Annotated in this window: 15 protein-coding genes; 10 read left to right on the plus strand and 5 right to left on the minus strand. The window is 50.2% G+C overall.

The window, feature by feature from the left end; all coding sequences use genetic code 11:
* Positions 1 to 338: 338 nt before the first annotated feature.
* The 4 genes from K3T82_RS04585 (at position 339) to K3T82_RS04600 (ending at position 5,213) form a co-directional block, all read left to right on the plus strand.
* Complete coding sequence (locus tag K3T82_RS04585; protein ID WP_220192306.1) at positions 339 to 1,727, plus strand: purine-cytosine permease family protein; 1,389 nt, start codon at positions 339 to 341, stop codon at positions 1,725 to 1,727.
* 193 nt (positions 1,728 to 1,920) lie between these two features.
* Positions 1,921 to 3,213 carry a cytosine deaminase gene (locus tag K3T82_RS04590; RefSeq protein WP_220192307.1) on the plus strand — a complete coding sequence of 431 codons (1,293 nt, stop codon included), beginning with the start codon at positions 1,921 to 1,923 and terminating at the stop codon, positions 3,211 to 3,213.
* Positions 3,214 to 3,331: 118 nt separating this feature from the next.
* A complete protein-coding gene (locus K3T82_RS04595) occupies positions 3,332 to 3,931 on the plus strand; it encodes a GNAT family N-acetyltransferase (protein WP_220192308.1) in 600 nt (199 codons plus the stop codon).
* A gap of 28 nt (positions 3,932 to 3,959) precedes the next feature.
* Positions 3,960 to 5,213 carry an NAD(P)/FAD-dependent oxidoreductase gene (locus tag K3T82_RS04600; RefSeq protein ID WP_220192309.1) on the plus strand — a complete coding sequence of 418 codons (1,254 nt, stop codon included), beginning with the start codon at positions 3,960 to 3,962 and terminating at the stop codon, positions 5,211 to 5,213.
* A 100-nt stretch (positions 5,214 to 5,313) separates the two neighbouring features.
* Here the strand turns inward: K3T82_RS04600 and K3T82_RS04605 are convergent, their stop codons facing one another.
* The gene (locus tag K3T82_RS04605) at positions 5,314 to 6,189 is read right to left on the minus strand and encodes a 3-keto-alpha-glucoside-1,2-lyase-like domain-containing protein (RefSeq protein ID WP_220192310.1); all 876 of its coding nucleotides are present in this window, start codon (positions 6,187 to 6,189) and stop codon (positions 5,314 to 5,316) included.
* Between the two features lie 383 nt (positions 6,190 to 6,572).
* Here K3T82_RS04605 and K3T82_RS04610 point away from each other — a divergent pair, with 383 nt between their 5' ends.
* Positions 6,573 to 7,226 carry a nitroreductase family protein gene (locus K3T82_RS04610; RefSeq protein ID WP_220192311.1) on the plus strand — a complete coding sequence of 218 codons (654 nt, stop codon included), beginning with the start codon at positions 6,573 to 6,575 and terminating at the stop codon, positions 7,224 to 7,226.
* A 94-nt stretch (positions 7,227 to 7,320) separates the two neighbouring features.
* Here the strand turns inward: K3T82_RS04610 and K3T82_RS04615 are convergent, their stop codons facing one another.
* Together K3T82_RS04615 and K3T82_RS04620 are read right to left on the minus strand one after the other, a co-directional pair.
* Positions 7,321 to 7,800 carry an MGMT family protein gene (locus tag K3T82_RS04615; protein ID WP_220192312.1) on the minus strand — a complete coding sequence of 160 codons (480 nt, stop codon included), beginning with the start codon at positions 7,798 to 7,800 and terminating at the stop codon, positions 7,321 to 7,323.
* 234 nt (positions 7,801 to 8,034) lie between these two features.
* Entirely contained in the window at positions 8,035 to 9,777 is a 1,743-nt protein-coding gene (locus K3T82_RS04620) for a peptide ABC transporter substrate-binding protein (protein WP_220192313.1), read from the minus strand.
* A 682-nt stretch (positions 9,778 to 10,459) separates the two neighbouring features.
* Between K3T82_RS04620 and K3T82_RS04625 the strand changes: the two genes are divergently transcribed.
* Entirely contained in the window at positions 10,460 to 10,879 is a 420-nt protein-coding gene (locus K3T82_RS04625) for a hypothetical protein (protein WP_220192314.1), read from the plus strand.
* A gap of 13 nt (positions 10,880 to 10,892) precedes the next feature.
* Positions 10,893 to 11,414, plus strand: coding sequence for a pentapeptide repeat-containing protein (locus K3T82_RS04630; protein WP_220192315.1), 522 nt, complete (start codon positions 10,893 to 10,895; stop codon positions 11,412 to 11,414).
* A gap of 60 nt (positions 11,415 to 11,474) precedes the next feature.
* Here K3T82_RS04630 and mshB read toward each other — a convergent pair whose 3' ends face one another.
* Together mshB and K3T82_RS04640 are read right to left on the minus strand one after the other, a co-directional pair.
* The gene (gene mshB / locus K3T82_RS04635) at positions 11,475 to 12,359 is read right to left on the minus strand and encodes an N-acetyl-1-D-myo-inositol-2-amino-2-deoxy-alpha-D-glucopyranoside deacetylase (RefSeq protein ID WP_220192316.1); all 885 of its coding nucleotides are present in this window, start codon (positions 12,357 to 12,359) and stop codon (positions 11,475 to 11,477) included.
* A 43-nt stretch (positions 12,360 to 12,402) separates the two neighbouring features.
* Entirely contained in the window at positions 12,403 to 13,098 is a 696-nt protein-coding gene (locus K3T82_RS04640) for a dienelactone hydrolase family protein (RefSeq protein WP_236031006.1), read from the minus strand.
* A gap of 338 nt (positions 13,099 to 13,436) precedes the next feature.
* On the opposite strand from K3T82_RS04640, the gene lepB reads away from it, so the two are divergent.
* The 3 genes from lepB (at position 13,437) to K3T82_RS04655 (ending at position 15,676) form a co-directional block, all read left to right on the plus strand.
* Positions 13,437 to 13,958 (plus strand): signal peptidase I, encoded by a 522-nt coding sequence (lepB, locus tag K3T82_RS04645; RefSeq protein ID WP_220192317.1) that lies wholly within the window; start codon positions 13,437 to 13,439, stop codon positions 13,956 to 13,958.
* Between the two features lie 110 nt (positions 13,959 to 14,068).
* The gene (locus K3T82_RS04650) at positions 14,069 to 15,172 is read left to right on the plus strand and encodes a Gfo/Idh/MocA family oxidoreductase (RefSeq protein WP_220192318.1); all 1,104 of its coding nucleotides are present in this window, start codon (positions 14,069 to 14,071) and stop codon (positions 15,170 to 15,172) included.
* 21 nt (positions 15,173 to 15,193) lie between these two features.
* Positions 15,194 to 15,676: a heme-degrading domain-containing protein gene (locus K3T82_RS04655; protein WP_220192319.1), complete on the plus strand. Its 483-nt coding sequence runs from the start codon at positions 15,194 to 15,196 to the stop codon at positions 15,674 to 15,676.
* The last annotated feature ends 147 nt before the right edge of the window (positions 15,677 to 15,823 follow it).

A 15,823-nucleotide genomic window follows, 5' to 3' on the forward strand; every position in this document is an offset into this window, starting at 1 on the left:
CTTCCGGGCGTGTCGTTCCTGTTCAGGAACGGCATGCCCGGGGCCTCGGCCTCATTTGTTATGTGATTCCTCCATCTTTACGTCTTCGTTTTTGCTCTATCTCCCAATTTCGAGCCTCATTTGCCACCAGGAATCTTTTTTTTGTAGTATACTATGGCAGAGTTGAAGTATTCCCTTTGGCATACAGCGCTGTAAGCCTTTGCTTATGGCGTATTTTTGTATCTTTTTCAGGGGATTAAGGACTTATCCGAAAACCGATGCTGCCATTCTGGCAGCCAGCACTATTGCTCAGGTTTTCGATAGAAGTAGGTGGAGCATCCAACGAAAGGGTTTCTTGCATGTCGACAGATACTGTACTGGTTTCTGATCTAGACAAGTCCATCGAGACGCATGGCATTGAACGTGTCTCACCGCAAGCGCGAGCACATGTGCGTATTTTTGACAATTTTACGATGTGGCTCTCGGCAAACCTGGTTATTTCTACCGTGGCATTGGGCGGGCTGGCGGTCCCCGTATTTAAGCTCGGCTTCTGGGATGGTCTCGCTATCATTGTTATTTTTAATATCCTGGGCGTTCTGCCCGTGGCCTTTTTCTCCACAATGGGACCCAAGCTGGGTCTGCGCCAGATGACCATCTCGCGTTTCTCCTTCGGCTGGGTTGGCAGCATCGTCATGTCACTCTTCAACGTCGCAGCCTGCATCGGCTGGTCAGCAGTCAACGTTATTGTCGGTGGACAACTGGTAGAGGCACTCAGTAACGGCGCTGTACCACGCTGGCTAGGTATCATCATCATCGCGGTGCTCACAACTGTTGTAAGCATCTACGGATATAAATATGTCCATCGTTATGAGCGCTTCGCCTGGATTCCTATGGCGCTGATCTTCGCGCTCCTGGCAGTCATTGGTGGTCCTCACATGGCGATTGTGCCCACGCCTGTCGTGAGCGCAGCCTGGATCTCGGGGCTGGTCTCCTTTGGAGGCGCTATCTACGGCTTTGCCACTGGCTGGAGTTCATACGCGGCGGACTACAACGTCAATCAGCCAGAGGAGACACCGGCGTCGCGCGTCTTCTGGCTCACCTTCCTGGGTGTCACCATCCCCTGTATCCTGTTAGAGACGCTGGGGCTAAGTCTGAGTACCGCTACGGTGTATGGAGGCAAAGGTGGTGGTGATCTACTGGCCGCCGTATTGCAGCCCCTGGGTGGCTTTGGAACGCTTCTACTGGCCCTGCTGGCTCTAAGCGTCGTCGCTAACAATATCCCCAATGACTATAGCCTTGGTTTGACCATCCAGGTCCTCGGTAAGTCTTTCCAGAAGATCAACCGGGCTGTCTGGACGCTGATCGGCGCTGTTATCTACATCCTGATCGCGGTCCCCGCTGCATCAAATTTCAATTCCACCCTGGAGAATTTCCTGCTGTTGATCGCCTACTGGCTAGGCCCCTGGGGCATCATCCTCTTCCTGGAGGATCGCGTCTTCCGCAAGGGGAAATATAATGTCGAGGATTGGAATACGCGAAGCAAGCTTCCAGTAGGCTGGGCAGCACTGGTTTCGATGGCGCTGGGTCTGGTTGGTGTATATCTGGGAGCCTCACAGCTTCTCTTCACTGGTCCTATCGCGCAGCTCCTGGGTGGCTATATGGATATCGGTTTCGAGCTAGGTGTAGTCTTCGCCTGTATCGCGTACCTGATCCTGCGCCCTATCGAGCTTCGCCAGACACAACGCTAAATTTTACCCCTGGTAAAGGTTCTCAACAAGGGGAATAGTCATCAGAGATGACTATTCCCCTTGTTTATATGTAAAGCTCTGAGCCTACATAATATAAAGGAATATTGAACAGTTACTTGCATGCTATACTTTTTACAGTGTAGCGTGAGGAGCGCTTCCATTACAACATCTACGAAAAGGACAGTGGCAATCCATGCAATATGATCTACTCATTCGTCAGGCGCGCTTGCATAGGCACGCAGATACCGTTGATATAGCTGTCAAGGATGGAGTCTTCACGCGCATCGCGCCAGATCTGGACCCAACCCAAGCCAAGCGCGTGATCAAGGCCGAAGGACGCCTTGTCACACCACCCTTTATTGATGCGCATGTACATCTTGACGCGGTCTTGACTGTAGGTCAGCCACGTTATAATACTTCAGGAACCTTGCTTGAGGGCATCCAGATTTGGGGTGAGCGCAAACAGAACCTGACGGTAGAAGAGGTCAAGCAGCGGGCCCTGGAAGAAATACGCTGGGAGGTCGCACAAGGGACCCTACACATTCGCAGCCATGTCGATGTCTGTGATCCAAATCTCACAGCCTTGCGCGCCTTACTAGAGGTGCGTGAGGAGGTACGCGATATCTGCCACCTGCAACTGGTGGCCTTCCCCCAGGACGGCATCTATTCCTCTCCTGATGGTCCTGGTTTGATGCGCAAGGCGCTGGAAATGGGCTGTGATGTAGTGGGCGGTATCCCTCATCATGAGTGGACACGGGATATGGGCGTGGAAGATGTCCACTACGTCTTTGCTCTAGCACAAGAATTTGATCGCGATATTGATTGCCATTGCGATGAAACCGATGATCCACTTTCACGCTTCACCGAAGTCATGGCGGCTGACACCCTCAAACAGGGCTGGCAAGGGCGCGTAACAGCCAGCCATTGTACAGCCATGCATTCCTATGACAACGCCTACGCTTTTAAACTGATGGGCCTCCTCAAGAAAGCCCAAATGAACGTGATCGCAAATCCCTTTGACAATGTCGTCCTCCAAGGGCGCTTTGATACGTATCCCAAACGACGGGGCATTACTCGCGTTAAGGAACTGCTCGCCAATGGCGTTAACGTGGCCCTAGGACACGACTCGATCATGGACCCCTGGTTTCCTCTGGGTCGTGGCGACATGCTGGCGGCGGCTCAGCTCGCGCTCTTCCTCTGTCACATGAGCGGCTATGATGAGATCGCCGATGTGCTAGATCTTATCACCAGCAATGCCGCAAAGGCGCTCCGCATTCAAGATCGCTACGGCATTGAGCAGGGAAAACCCGCTGATTTCCTGGTGCTAGACGCGCCATCAGCCTTTGAGACGCTGCGCCTGCTCCCTGCTCGCCTGCATGTCTTCAAGGCAGGTGTGGAAGTCGCGCGAAGCGAGCCAGGGCGCAGCTATGTCAAGCGCGAACAGGAGCAAGAAACCGAGGTCACGTTCCGCCGCATTACGATGTGATGCGGCCAGCGCAATAAAATTGGCTTGCTCAAAGGGCTAGCAATTGGTGCTTGCGTTAAAGCGATAGCATCCCTAGAATAAAGAGAGAAGCACCTCAAGAAAAGGACGCACACCATTTATGCAGATTACACCTATCACCCTTCAGGGGAATATCGTCAGGCTTGAACCACTTCAGCAAGCACATGCCGCCGATCTCTACGCAGCAGGGGACACTACAATCTGGCGATACATGCCAGATAGTCCAGGTAGCTCGCCAGAGGCTATGGCAAGCTGGATCGATACAGCGCATCAGGCGCGTGAGAAGGGTATAGAATTGCCTTTCGCTATCATCCTGTTGCAGACAGGGCAGGCCATTGGCTCAACCCGCTACCTGGATATCAGCCAGCAGCACCGTGGGTTGGAGATAGGTTGGACCTGGCTATCACCAAAAGTTCAGCGCACAGGAGTCAATACTGAGTGTAAGTATCTCCTCCTACGCCACGCCTTTGAGGGGCTAGGCGCGATCCGTGTCCAGCTTAAGACGGACAGCCGTAATGAGCAATCCCAACGCGCGATAGAGCGCATAGGTGCATCTCGCGAAGGGGTATTACGCAACCACAAAATTATGCCAGATGGATACCTACGCCACTCAGTTTACTACAGTATCATCGAAAGCGAATGGCCGAGCGTCAAAGAACGCCTGCAAGGCATGATGCAACGTTACAACGTCAACGCCTAGTCTCAAGGCACCAAAGGAGGCGACCATCTTGCAACACACGCCGCACATACACCACGCCACAACATCCAAATCTTACTGGCAACAGACAGCACAGGGACCGCTTCTAGAGACACAACTTCCTCACGAAGCCGATATTGTTGTTGTAGGTGGCGGCATTGTAGGGGTCGCTACCAGCTATTGGCTCGCGAAAGCTGGACACAGCCCTCTCTTATTGGAGCGCTCGTATCTGGCATCTGGCGCGACAGGCCGCAATGGGGGTATTGTAGCAATCGGCCTGGCAGAGGGGTACCCCTCCGCGATCAAGCGCCATGGAGCCCAGGCCGCACGCGCAATCCTGAACATGACGCTGGAGAACCGATCGCTGCTCCGTCAGGTGATTCAGGAAGAGCAACTCGATTGCCAATATCGCGAGACAGGGCATATCGGCTTGGCTCTCTCAGAAGCGCAAATGGATACGCTGAAGAATGCAGCCTCAGCCAAAGAGGAGAGCGAAGTCATAACCCATCTTTTGACACGCCAGGAGGTGCAAGAGCATATTTGCACACGCCTGGGGCCACAGATTACAGGAGGCGTTCTCTGGCCTCAAGGAGGGCTGGTACACTCCGCGCGCCTGGTACATGAGTTAGCACGCGCTGCCCAGCAACACGGCGCTTGTCTGCATCAGGGCACCGTCACGCACATCACGCCTCAAGGGCAGAAAATCACGCTACAAACTACAGGAGGCGTTATCCACGCACGGCATGTTATTGTCGCGACGAATGCCTGGATGGGTGATCTCTTGCCCTCTTTCAGAACGGCGATTACGCCCATTCGAGGGCAAATGATCGCCTATGAACCCATCACAGAGCGTATCTTCGATGCCGGAATCTTCGCCGCCTATACCCAGACAGAAGAATACTGGCAACAGACGCTAGATGGTTCTATCGTCATTGGAGGATGTCGCGCCGCCGCGCCAGACCGTGACGTTAACATTCGCGAACAGATAACCTCAATGGAGGTACAACAAGCGCTTGAAGGGGTCATACCCACACTCTTCCCCGATCTATCTCACCTGCGCATCAAACATCGTTGGGGCGGAATTATGGCGTTCACCCGCGACTATATTCCCATTGTTGATGAGGTTCCCAATATGCCGGGCGTATGGGCAGCAGGAGGGTTTAATGGGCACGGCATGCCCTTTGGAATGCGCGTTGGACAACTACTCGCGGCAACAATTGAGCGAGGACGGGCTGATCCCACCCTCGCCCCTCTCAGCCTGACACGAGCCACTCTTCAGGTATGAATGGATAAAGGGGCTAGTAATGCTGGTAGATTGCCTACCAACATCACTAGCCCCTTTCGGAGCGCATTCGCACTGTAAGATCTTCATCGGGGTGGAAAGGTCAGGGTGCGTTTTTGAGAGATTCAACTGGATTCACGACAATCTTATTAAAAAGAGCGCTGCTCTGTGAGGAAGTCACTCCATTGCTGACAAAGAAAGCAATCTGCCCCTTGCTATAGTCACTATCATCAAACGTCTCAACCTGAATTCCATTGATGGTTAACATCAAGGTAGTGCCCTGCATCAAAATATCCACGATGTTTTTCTGCCCCATGGGATGTAGTGCGGAACTCTGCTTGCGTTGTATGAAATAAGTAATTTGCTGGCTACGGCTCTGATCGTCCCACGACTCCTTACTCACGCTATAGGTGTTGTCACCATGAATATCGATACGGTAGTCATGATCGAGATTGCCATCGCCACGCAGATAGATGCCCAGGCTATCATTCGCATCGCCCTGCTGAAAAGTAAACTCAGTGGTCATTAGAAAATCATCAAACGTGCTGCTAGGGGGCAAGCTTTCGATAAGGAACTTATGATTGAGTGCAGTCAAGCTTAATCCCTGAGGACCAATACTGCGTTTATAGTCATCAGTAGAACCTGTAAACCAACCTTTATAGGTTTTCGCATCGCTGAAATCATCTTCAAACAATGGCTGAGGCCCACTTAATGCAGTCGCGGTCGCAGTCAATTGCGCCTGAGAAGGTGATGGAGTCGTCTTTTTATCGGGGATTTCGTTGCTCGCCCTTCCTGGCGGAAAGAAATAGATACTTCCCCCCACGAGTAACAGCAGCAGGCACACTCCTATAATGCTAAAAATAAGCCTGTGACGTTTCCCCTGAGGCGGTGTATCTATTTGCTGCGTATCTTCGCCAATCATGTTTCTCTTACTTTGTACGGCATGCTTGCGCAGATTGCCGCTCTTCTCCTTTTCCATCAATCTCGCTCATATCCACCCTTTGCTTTCTGGTAAGGGAGGAGTATAGCAGTCCCATGCCCTGGCACCACATCTTCCTTTTACGAAGACCTGAGTATGTTAATGCTAGCAATGTCCCAATGGAAATCCCTCAGTGAGAGTTGGGGTTCGTAGAAGATTATCACAACTCTATATTGGGGATAGCATATATATAGACGAATCGCAAGGCGTTTTGTTTCTTAATTTGGTCTGAAACGAAGCTCTTACGCTTAGGCTTTCGCACTTTAAGGATAGCACACGATCACCCAACAGTTCACCTTTTAGTACAAGCAAGCAATTGCCATGGTATTGTATCATGTTCCATAGCTAGAGAAGAACCATCTTCATCTGAAAGGATGCATAGTATGCCACAACTCGACCTCTCGCTTGATCAATTGCTAACCACTACACGTTCCGTCCGCAAACGACTAGATCTCTCTCGCCCAGTCGAACTCGAAGTCATCCGTGAGTGCCTGGAAATCGCGATTCAAGCGCCCACAGGGAGCAATCTGCAACAATGGCATTTTGTCGTTGTGACAGATCCCGAGAAGCGACAGAAGCTAGCAGATCTCTATCGCACCAGCTACAATGCCTATCGCCAGAATAAAGGCGCGGCAAACAAGCTCTTCGCCAATAATCCAGCACGCGAGCACACACAAGAGCGCGTCGGCAATTCAGCGGACTATCTGGCAGAGCACATGCATGAGGTCCCTGTATTTCTCATTCCCTGCTTTAGAGGGCGTTTCGAAGGCAAACCTGTTGAATTACAGGCGAGCGCCTGGGGTTCGATCCTTCCAGCGACCTGGAGCTTTATGCTGGCAGCCCGCGCGCGTGGATTAGGTGCTGCCTGGACGACGCTTCATCTTGTGTATGAGGAAGAAGCCGCTCAGGTGCTAGGCATTCCCTACGAGAAATATACACAGGCGGCCCTTGTTCCAGTTGCCTATACGCTAGGGACCGATTTCAAGCCCGCCCCGAGAGAACCGTTGGATACTATCCTCCATCTGGAGCAATGGTAATATCTAGAAAAAAGCGTAACAACAAGTTGGTTCCATCTCAAACTGAGATGGAACCAACTTGCCTGGTGATGCTGAAGCATCTGAACAACAATGGTCACTCTTCTGTCCCACGCAACTCTTCTCGCAGAGGCGAGGCCGGATCGTTCTGTAGTAAGAACAGCAAGCGCTTACTCGACCCGCTCATATCTGGACTGGTAGTCTCAATGATATGCCGCAATTCATTTGGATCTAGATCGCGAGAGGGGTCCCAGCCATACCGCTTGATATCTACACGCTCTTCGGATAACAGCTCTACGCCTTCAGCCTCCAATAGCTGGCGCATACGCCCCTTCTGCCCAAAAGCCCAGCTTCCGCTTAGCTCACCTTTACTGTTCACCACCCGTTGAGCAGGAACATCTCCATGCGCATCATTCATGATCCAACCAATCATACGCGCGCCTCGAGGATATCCAAGAGCCTTGCCAATCCAGCCATACGTCGTGACACGACCTGCGGGGCAGGCATTCACCAGAGCAAAGACCTGTGCTTTGATAATAGCGACTGGCTTTGGTGTAGAGGATGATTCCTGTTGCATATTCACCTCCTCAAGTATAGTTAACAATATGCGCATCTTACTCTACATGCTCGCAAGAACGCAAGCGCTAGCAGTAAAAACGCTCAAATAAAGATTGCTTCTAAGAGCTCCACCAGATAAGACCGCCTCCTAATTAAGAGAAAAGGCTCAAAAGAATGTTGCATGCAACATTCTTTTGAGCCTTTTGGAGCGAGAGATGCTCAGATAGGAAACACCTGAAGTATCATGAACGACTTACGCGGTCTTCGCGCACAAAGAATTGGTTGAGATATAGATATTGCCCCAATCCTCAGGCGGCGTAATGCCTTGAGCATTATCTACAATCCCTACGACACACGGCTTACGTGCAAGCAACGTGTTGGTCTGACTCATCGGAATCCAGGCCACATCGTTGACCAGGCGCTGCTCTGCCTGATTGTAGAGCTGCATACGCGCTGCCCCATCAGAAGTCGTATCAGCCTGCTCAATCAACGCCTGCGTCTGCTGCTGATCCTTCACATTGCTAGACGAGTTGTGAGCGTAGTTAAACTGGTTGCCTCCGTTCGTGTTGTCCACGAACATATCCAGCCAGTCCTGTGGATCTGGATAGTCAGCGCCCCAACCACTGGCCCACATTATCAGGCCGTTGGGATTGCCCTGCACAGTACCAACAAGCTGATTACGCTGGTTGGAGTCCAGATCATTAATCAGCACATCTACACCCAACACGTTCTTCCACATTTGTTGCACCACCTGGTACTCATTCTTCGTATCAGGTGAACCGCTAGTGGCGACGGTAAAGGAAATTTTTGGCAGGGAGGCAAGGGTCATCCCTTCTTCCTTCAAGCCTTCAGCAAAGAGCTGCTTAGCCTTGGCCTGATCACCTTGTGTGCTGGTGATACCAGCGGGTCCGGTAAGATTCTCATAATAGCCCGGTTGCCCTTTCGGGATGATATGGTTGGTCGCAACCACCGTATCCTTGCGCACATTATGCGCGATCTGATCCTTATTAAGGGCCAAAGCGAACGCTTGCCGCACCTTGATATTGTCAAACGGCTTGACCAGATAGTTCATTGTATAGTAAGAGATAGTCAAAGCTGGATTAATATGTAGCTGCTGTTGCTCAAAACCTTTGGCCTGATTCATATTAGCCGTTGGTACTGGAGAGTCATCAGTCTGCCCTACCTGGTAAGCCTTAAAGGTTGTAGGAGCATCCTTGTAAAAACTAAAGATAACCTTTTTGAGCTGAGGCTTGGCGCCGTTATAATGTGGATTCGGGGCAAAAACAATCTCTTTCCCATGCGTATAACTCTGAACAATCCAGGGTCCGGCACCACCACCTTCACCCAGATGATCCAGGAACTTCTGGTTGCCATACTTCTCGATCAACTTCTTCTCAACAACCCAGGAGCTTGGATATGTCAGAGCCTGAAGGAAATAGGGAGCCTTCTTGGTAATTACAATCTTGACCGTTGAGGCATCAGGAGCAAAGAGGCTATCATTGATTAGGGTCGCAACTTTACCGCTGCTCCGCTTATCACCATCCTTGATAAGGCTCAAGTAAAAAGAGACGCTTGAAGATTTGATCGCGGGATCGAAAGCACGGTCAATACTCCAGATCACATCCTGCGAGGTCAGAGGGGTGCCATCGCTAAAGGTCTGATTTGGCTTAAGCTTAAAGGTCCAGGTCAGACCATCGCCGGATTGCTCCCACGATTGAGCTAATTGACCATAGACTTCAAGCTTATCATTCAACTGTACCAGACCAGTGAAAAGCATATTAATCGCCGAGGTGGAAGAACCATCAGTAGCCAGTGCAGGATCAAGCGTAGCTACATCGCTTATTCCGCTAATGGCGTGTTGAAATACTTGCTTGTCCTCACTAGCCTTGGTGGTACTGGTCGATCCCTGATTTCCTCCACAGGCTGTCAGTAAAAGGGCAAGCGCACATAAAATAAGGGGGACGCAATGGCGTACACGTGACAGGTTTGCGTGCATGTGGCTTTCTCCTCTGAGGATACGGTACCTCCCCAATGACGGGTGTCCCGGTGCTTCGTCGATATAACAAGACGAATGCACTCCTTAAAACAAGCCATGCATTCGTCTTGAGTGAGTGGGCAATTTCGGTTGTATTCACCTATTTATGGGGATAAAGTATTCGACTGTGACTATGTATATGAATTATTGCGATTATAAAATAGATCAGTTCGGCACTACAATACATAAATGCGACAATGATTTCTACGATCTGCTGACATATTGGAGTGATACAACATTCTCCCTATCTCATCCCTTTACGAGCCACATACAATGGTAAGCTATTCTAAACAGTTTCTTTCTATCTCTATTATTCGGCTTATGATGCACAGTTAAAGCAAGAGGAACTAGATGTCATCAATATGTCAAAAGGGGAAAAATCAGGAGTGGAGAGCATTCTTTTGGACATTGGGTGTAAAATCGATTGTAGGGTGAGATTCCTATATATTCACATCTTCTTATCACATCTTTTATGCATTTTTTTCATCTGCTGAATTACCGGCCTGACAGGCTCTATGATATTTTTCCATATACTGTAAGGGCAGACGTGTGTTCAATGTAGCGCGTCCCTTTCGTATATTGCCAACAGTAAAGCACGACTGACTAACGATATGCAAACCGCCCACAGGCAGGGGAGGCACCTATGGAACACACATGCGTTCCCATCATCATCGGTATTTTTACTGATCTACATAGGGCCACAACGGCTGTGGAGCAACTATGTATGGCACAATTTCACGATTGTACCTGTTGTAGCGTCAAAGTATACATTGGTAGCGAACTCACCATCAACGCCATTTCTTCACAGGAGCTTCTAGAGGCCCTCCATGGATCCCACGAAAGCGAAGAGGTAGTTTCGTACTATATGAAGGAAATCGTGAAGCGGAATCGTATTGCCGTGGTTGTCAGGCCACCAGAGCGAGCACACGAAGCGCGAGATATCCTTCTGCGCCAGGGTGCCTATAATGCTCTCATGCATCATCCCTGCTGTGTGCCTACAACTATTTTGAATGTTCACGTTGATTCCTATAATCCCAATATTCCGCTAGGGACGTCCATCTAAAGAGAGAATGTCTATGGCACATCCAAATCACCTCGAAATGCTCAACCAGGGCGTTGACGCCTGGAATCTCTGGCGTCAATTACATCATGAAATACGACCTAATCTAGCTGGCGCAAACTTAAGTGGATGGTCTTTACCACATGTTGACTTTAGCGGTGTCTACATGCGTGACGCGGACCTGAGCGAGGCGAATCTTGAGGAGGCACTCTTCATTGAAGCAGACTGCCAGGGTGTCAATTTTCAGCACGCTCGACTCAACTGCGTAGATTTTCATCGCGCAAGCCTTAACACAGCCATTTTGAGTGATGCCGACCTACGTAACGCTATCTTAAACAGCGCCAATGTATGTGATGCTGATCTGCGCGGAGCGATGCTCGCTGGAGCGGACCTGGAAAACGCTGTCTTTCGCGGGACGGTTTTTCGTGATGCTCTCCTTAATGATGTGGAATTAAGCAAAGCACACTGGGAGGGTGCGCACCTGCTCAATGCCTACTTCTACCACCACGCCGCTATCAATCCAGATGTAGGTAGATAGTATCTGGCCCTTCATGGGAGAGTTCTTGCTCTCCCATGAAGGGCCATGGCTATAAGACTTCTATAGAATGCCTGCGAACACATCTTGCTCGTAGAGGCCCGAGCGGCGATTTGTAAAATCGCGTGCCAGCGTGAAATACTCATAACCCAGAGCCTGTTCACGCTGCTCAGGTGGCAATGTCAAAAAGAAGTGATCAGGCGCGATCTGCGTCCGGTGAGCACGTAAAGCCTGTAACTTCTGCTCGATATGAGGGCGCACATCTACGCACGTCGAGAGGAGTTCATCCGGGGTTCCCATATGATCCATATTCATGTTAGGGTTATCCCAGGGACCGGCTATCCCCTGTTCCCGCATCTGCTTCACCATCTGCTGCATTCTTGAACGCGATGCCGCAGTGTAATAGAGTTTGAGAGGCTGCCAAGCTCCAGGAATGTCCGGATAACAACGTGGGTCTGCCGCCGCGTCAAAGGCCGCAACAGTCAGGCGATGCGCTTGTAGGTGGTCAGGATGCCCATAGCTGCCAAAGGCATCATAGGTAACAAGCACCTGAGGCTTAAGTTCACGTATCAGGGCTACAAGGCGACGTAGGGCCTCGTCAAAGACCGCTCGATGGAAAGACTCTGGGTGATTGTTGGAGGGAGTCCCTGCCATACCTGAATCGCGATACCCCAGCAAGCGTAATTCCTGAATGTTGAGGGCCTCCACCGCCCCCTGAAGTTCCTGGCGCCGCACTTCTGCCAGGCGCGGGAACATGGCTTGCTTGGCTGCTTCATCTAATGTAGGATCAACGATCTCCCCTTCCTCACCCATGGTAGAGGTCACAAGAACCGTGTGCACACCGCGAGACGCAAGCAGGGCCAGAATGCCACCTGTTCCAAAAACTTCATCGTCGGGATGGGCATGAACAGCCATAAAGGTAAGGGGTGTTTGTGGTGTCTGTGTCATAAATACTTTATATCCTTTGTCAAATTACTACATGGGTTAACATTTATGCCGTTTCTTCACCAATGTGAGTAGAGAAAAAGGTCAGAACCCGTTGCCAGGCATCCTGAGATGCCTCTGCCTGGTATGCCTGCCCTTGCTCATTAAAGAATGAATGCTTTGCTTCTGGATATATCTTGATATCGTGAGATATGGTATATTCCTTTAGCTTCTGCTCTAGCTTACGCCCCTGAGAGGCAGTAAAGTCATTCTCAGGGTAAGAACCAACAACTGGACAGCTACGCTTCACGGACTCTAGTGGACGTGGATTCATACCATAGAAAGGGGCAACAACCTTCAACCGCTCGTCATTACAGGCCCAGGCGATAGCAAATCCACCGCCCATACAGAAGCCAATTGCCCCTATACGCTCCTTATCAACCTCCGGGCGTGTCTCTAAGAAAGTTAGCGAGGACTGAAGGTCATGCAAACTTTCGTTGTTCTGCGATTTGAAGATCATCTGACCCATAAAACGAAACATACAGACAGTTCTATTGCGTCCCGAGAAGAGGTCAACAGCCAGGGCAGCATATCCCTCTTCAGCAAAACGGTGCGCGATATTTTTGATGTTGTCAGTCAGCCCATAGATCTCATGAATGATGATTACACTCGGAAATGGCCCATCCCCCTCAGGGCGTGCCAGGTATCCCAGCACCTCCCGCTCACCAGAGGGAAACGCAATCGTTAACCCTTGTACCATCATTTTCCTCCATGAAAAAGCCATGCAAATCTATTTACGCATAAAGGCAGCTTGTCGCTCCACCCACATTGGAATATCACTAAAGATATTGTGCGACACAGAAGTGGGGATTGTCGACCATAATCTCGATATGAAACATATCTGAGAGTGGTGGCGTCCCCAACGATTCATTGTCCTGGTATTGAGATCACTGGTCTTGATAGCGCAAAGGGGCTATATAGAGCATTGAAAATCCACAGATGAGAGGAAAAAGGGCTATAATTTTTCGAAGCACATCGTTATCAACATACCACCTCTACATCAATAACGATGCATTAAGAGAGGATCAACTAGAAGGATCTATGGGAAAACGACCAAAGTCTCACCTTGCACGCGAGATCGTTGAAATTGCAGTACTTACCCTGCTGATATTCCTGCTCATTCGCTTTGTGACACAAAGCTATTCTGTCAGTGATCGCAATATGGAGCCAAGCCTGCACCAGAGCGAATATGTCCTGGTCAACAAAATAGCTTATACCTTCAATAAAGCGCCAGAGAGAGGGGATGTCATTGTCTTTCACTATCCCCAAGATACACACACGGACTATATTGAACGCATTATTGGCCTGCCAGGTGACACTGTCCGCATTGACAATAAAAATGTCTGGGTCAATGACAAACTCTTGAACGAAAGCGCCTACGTCACAATGTCCGCCAATCCCTTTGCCAAAAGCTGGAAGGTACCGTCAGGGCAATATTTTGTATTAGGCGATAATCGACCACAGAGCAATGATTCCCGTTACTGGGGCTTCGTGCCACGCGATTATATCGTTGGGAAAGCAGCGTTTATCTACTGGCCTTTAGGGAAGATACGCGGGCTCTAATCACGCTTCAAGCAACCGAACAAACATATACAACTTCCTTTACAAGGTTCATACCGGGTGGCAATAATAGAGAGAGCAGATTCTATTATGCTTTAGAGAAGGGGGTATATATGTCTTCGTCTACTTCTGCCCATACAGCTGAGCCAATACGGGTTGCCCTTATCGGCTTTGGGCTGGCAGGCTCCGTCTTTCACGCGCCATTAATCACAACGACACCTGGTTTACGCCTCGCTGCTGTCGTTACCAGTAATCCCGAGCGACAGCAGCAAGTGAGGGCTCGCTATCCTCAGGCTATCATCTACTCACAACCCCAGGAGCTATGGCATGATGCTCACGAATACGATCTTGTGGTTGTTGCGACCGCAAACAGGGCTCATGTACCTCTAGGGTTGGCAGCCTTGCATGCAGGACTCAACGTCGTCATTGATAAGCCGCTGGCAGCCACAGTCACAGACGCTGAACGCTTAATCGCAACCAGCCGAGAAACTGGAAAGCTGCTCACGGTCTTTCAAAATCGGCGTTGGGATAGCGACTTCCTTACAATCCGCAAACTATTACATGCCGAGGTGCTGGGTCCAATCACACGCTTTGAATCACGCTTCGAGCGCTATCGCCCACAACCCAGAATTGGTAGCTGGAAAGAATCTGCAAATCCAGAGGATGCCCCCGGTCAGCTCTTTGATCTGGGAAGTCATCTTATTGATCAGGTTCTCTTACTCTTTGGCAAGCCAGAACGTATCTACGCCGAGATATCTAAACGACGTGAGCACGCGCAGACAGATGATGATAGCTTTGTCGCGCTGCATTTTCCAACTGGCATACAGGCCCATCTATGGGTCAGCCAGGTCGCGCGCATATCCGGCCCTCGCTTTCTCGTACGTGGTCTACGCGGCACCTATGAGAAATGGGGCCTCGACCCCCAGGAAGATGCGCTAAAAGATGGCAAGACACCTGAAAATCAAACAATCTGGGGCGCGGAACCTCGCGAGCGCTGGGGAAGGCTCGCGACATCGATAGGGGGCATCAACTTCGATGGGCAGATAGAGACCGAAGCTGGTAACTATCCACAGTTCTACGCCCAACTTCGAGATGCTTTACGCAATGGTAGAACCCCGCCAGTCGATCCATATGAAGTAATTGAAGTACTACGTGTTATCGAAGCGGCTCACAAGAGCTCGCAAGAGCGACGCCTTATAGATTTCCCAATACACTAGACATCTAGCGAGGTAGAGACAATGGTAGGATCAAACTACGAAACACTGCTACATGAATTGTTGCAGCAAGAGAATGAGCTACAATTCATCAGCTTTAGCAACGAAACCGCCCTGGAGTTGGGTTTAGCTCTGCATAAAGCCGCAAAAGAAAAAGGCAAGAGTGTCGCTATCGATATTACGCGCAATGGGCAGCAACTTTTCCACTTCGCAATGGAAGGCACCGCTAACGACAACAATGAATGGATTCTGCGCAAGAATCGGGTTGTCAATCGCTTCGGTCATAGCTCCTTCTATATGGGAATCTATCTCAGAAGCCAGAACAAACGTATGGAAGAGAAATATCTGCTCGCAGAAAGTGAATATGCCGCTCATGGGGGAGCTTTCCCCCTGTTCATCCGAGGGGTAGGGGTAGTTGGTACCATTACCGTCTCCGGGCTCCCACAAGCCGAGGATCACGAACTGGTAACAACCACCATACGGACATTCCTCAAACGCGAAGACTAATTGCTATCTTCGCGCAAAGGTAAAAATCTAGAACCACCAGGATACTCCCATAAAGGACCACACACAAGTGTAGTGTGTGGTCCTTTGTTTTCTTTCAGGTATCAACCATCTTATGCATGCACTCCGCATTCAAGTTGATCATTGACA

It is taken from the genome of Ktedonospora formicarum (assembly GCF_016587355.1).
Lineage (GTDB): Bacteria > Chloroflexota > Ktedonobacteria > Ktedonobacterales > Ktedonobacteraceae > Ktedonobacter > Ktedonobacter formicarum.

Coding starts and splice junctions, on each gene's coding strand:
- K3T82_RS04585 (WP_220192306.1), top strand. CDS start 339: ATGTCGACAGATACTGTACTGGTTTCTGATCTAGACAAGTCCATCGAG.
- K3T82_RS04590 (WP_220192307.1), top strand. CDS start 1,921: ATGCAATATGATCTACTCATTCGTCAGGCGCGCTTGCATAGGCACGCA.
- K3T82_RS04595 (WP_220192308.1), top strand. CDS start 3,332: ATGCAGATTACACCTATCACCCTTCAGGGGAATATCGTCAGGCTTGAA.
- K3T82_RS04605 (WP_220192310.1), bottom strand. CDS start 6,189: ATGGAAAAGGAGAAGAGCGGCAATCTGCGCAAGCATGCCGTACAAAGT.
- K3T82_RS04610 (WP_220192311.1), top strand. CDS start 6,573: ATGCCACAACTCGACCTCTCGCTTGATCAATTGCTAACCACTACACGT.
- K3T82_RS04615 (WP_220192312.1), bottom strand. CDS start 7,800: ATGCAACAGGAATCATCCTCTACACCAAAGCCAGTCGCTATTATCAAA.
- K3T82_RS04620 (WP_220192313.1), bottom strand. CDS start 9,777: ATGCACGCAAACCTGTCACGTGTACGCCATTGCGTCCCCCTTATTTTA.
- K3T82_RS04625 (WP_220192314.1), top strand. CDS start 10,460: ATGGAACACACATGCGTTCCCATCATCATCGGTATTTTTACTGATCTA.
- K3T82_RS04630 (WP_220192315.1), top strand. CDS start 10,893: ATGGCACATCCAAATCACCTCGAAATGCTCAACCAGGGCGTTGACGCC.
- mshB (WP_220192316.1), bottom strand. CDS start 12,359: ATGACACAGACACCACAAACACCCCTTACCTTTATGGCTGTTCATGCC.
- K3T82_RS04640 (WP_236031006.1), bottom strand. CDS start 13,098: ATGATGGTACAAGGGTTAACGATTGCGTTTCCCTCTGGTGAGCGGGAG.
- lepB (WP_220192317.1), top strand. CDS start 13,437: ATGGGAAAACGACCAAAGTCTCACCTTGCACGCGAGATCGTTGAAATT.
- K3T82_RS04650 (WP_220192318.1), top strand. CDS start 14,069: ATGTCTTCGTCTACTTCTGCCCATACAGCTGAGCCAATACGGGTTGCC.
- K3T82_RS04655 (WP_220192319.1), top strand. CDS start 15,194: ATGGTAGGATCAAACTACGAAACACTGCTACATGAATTGTTGCAGCAA.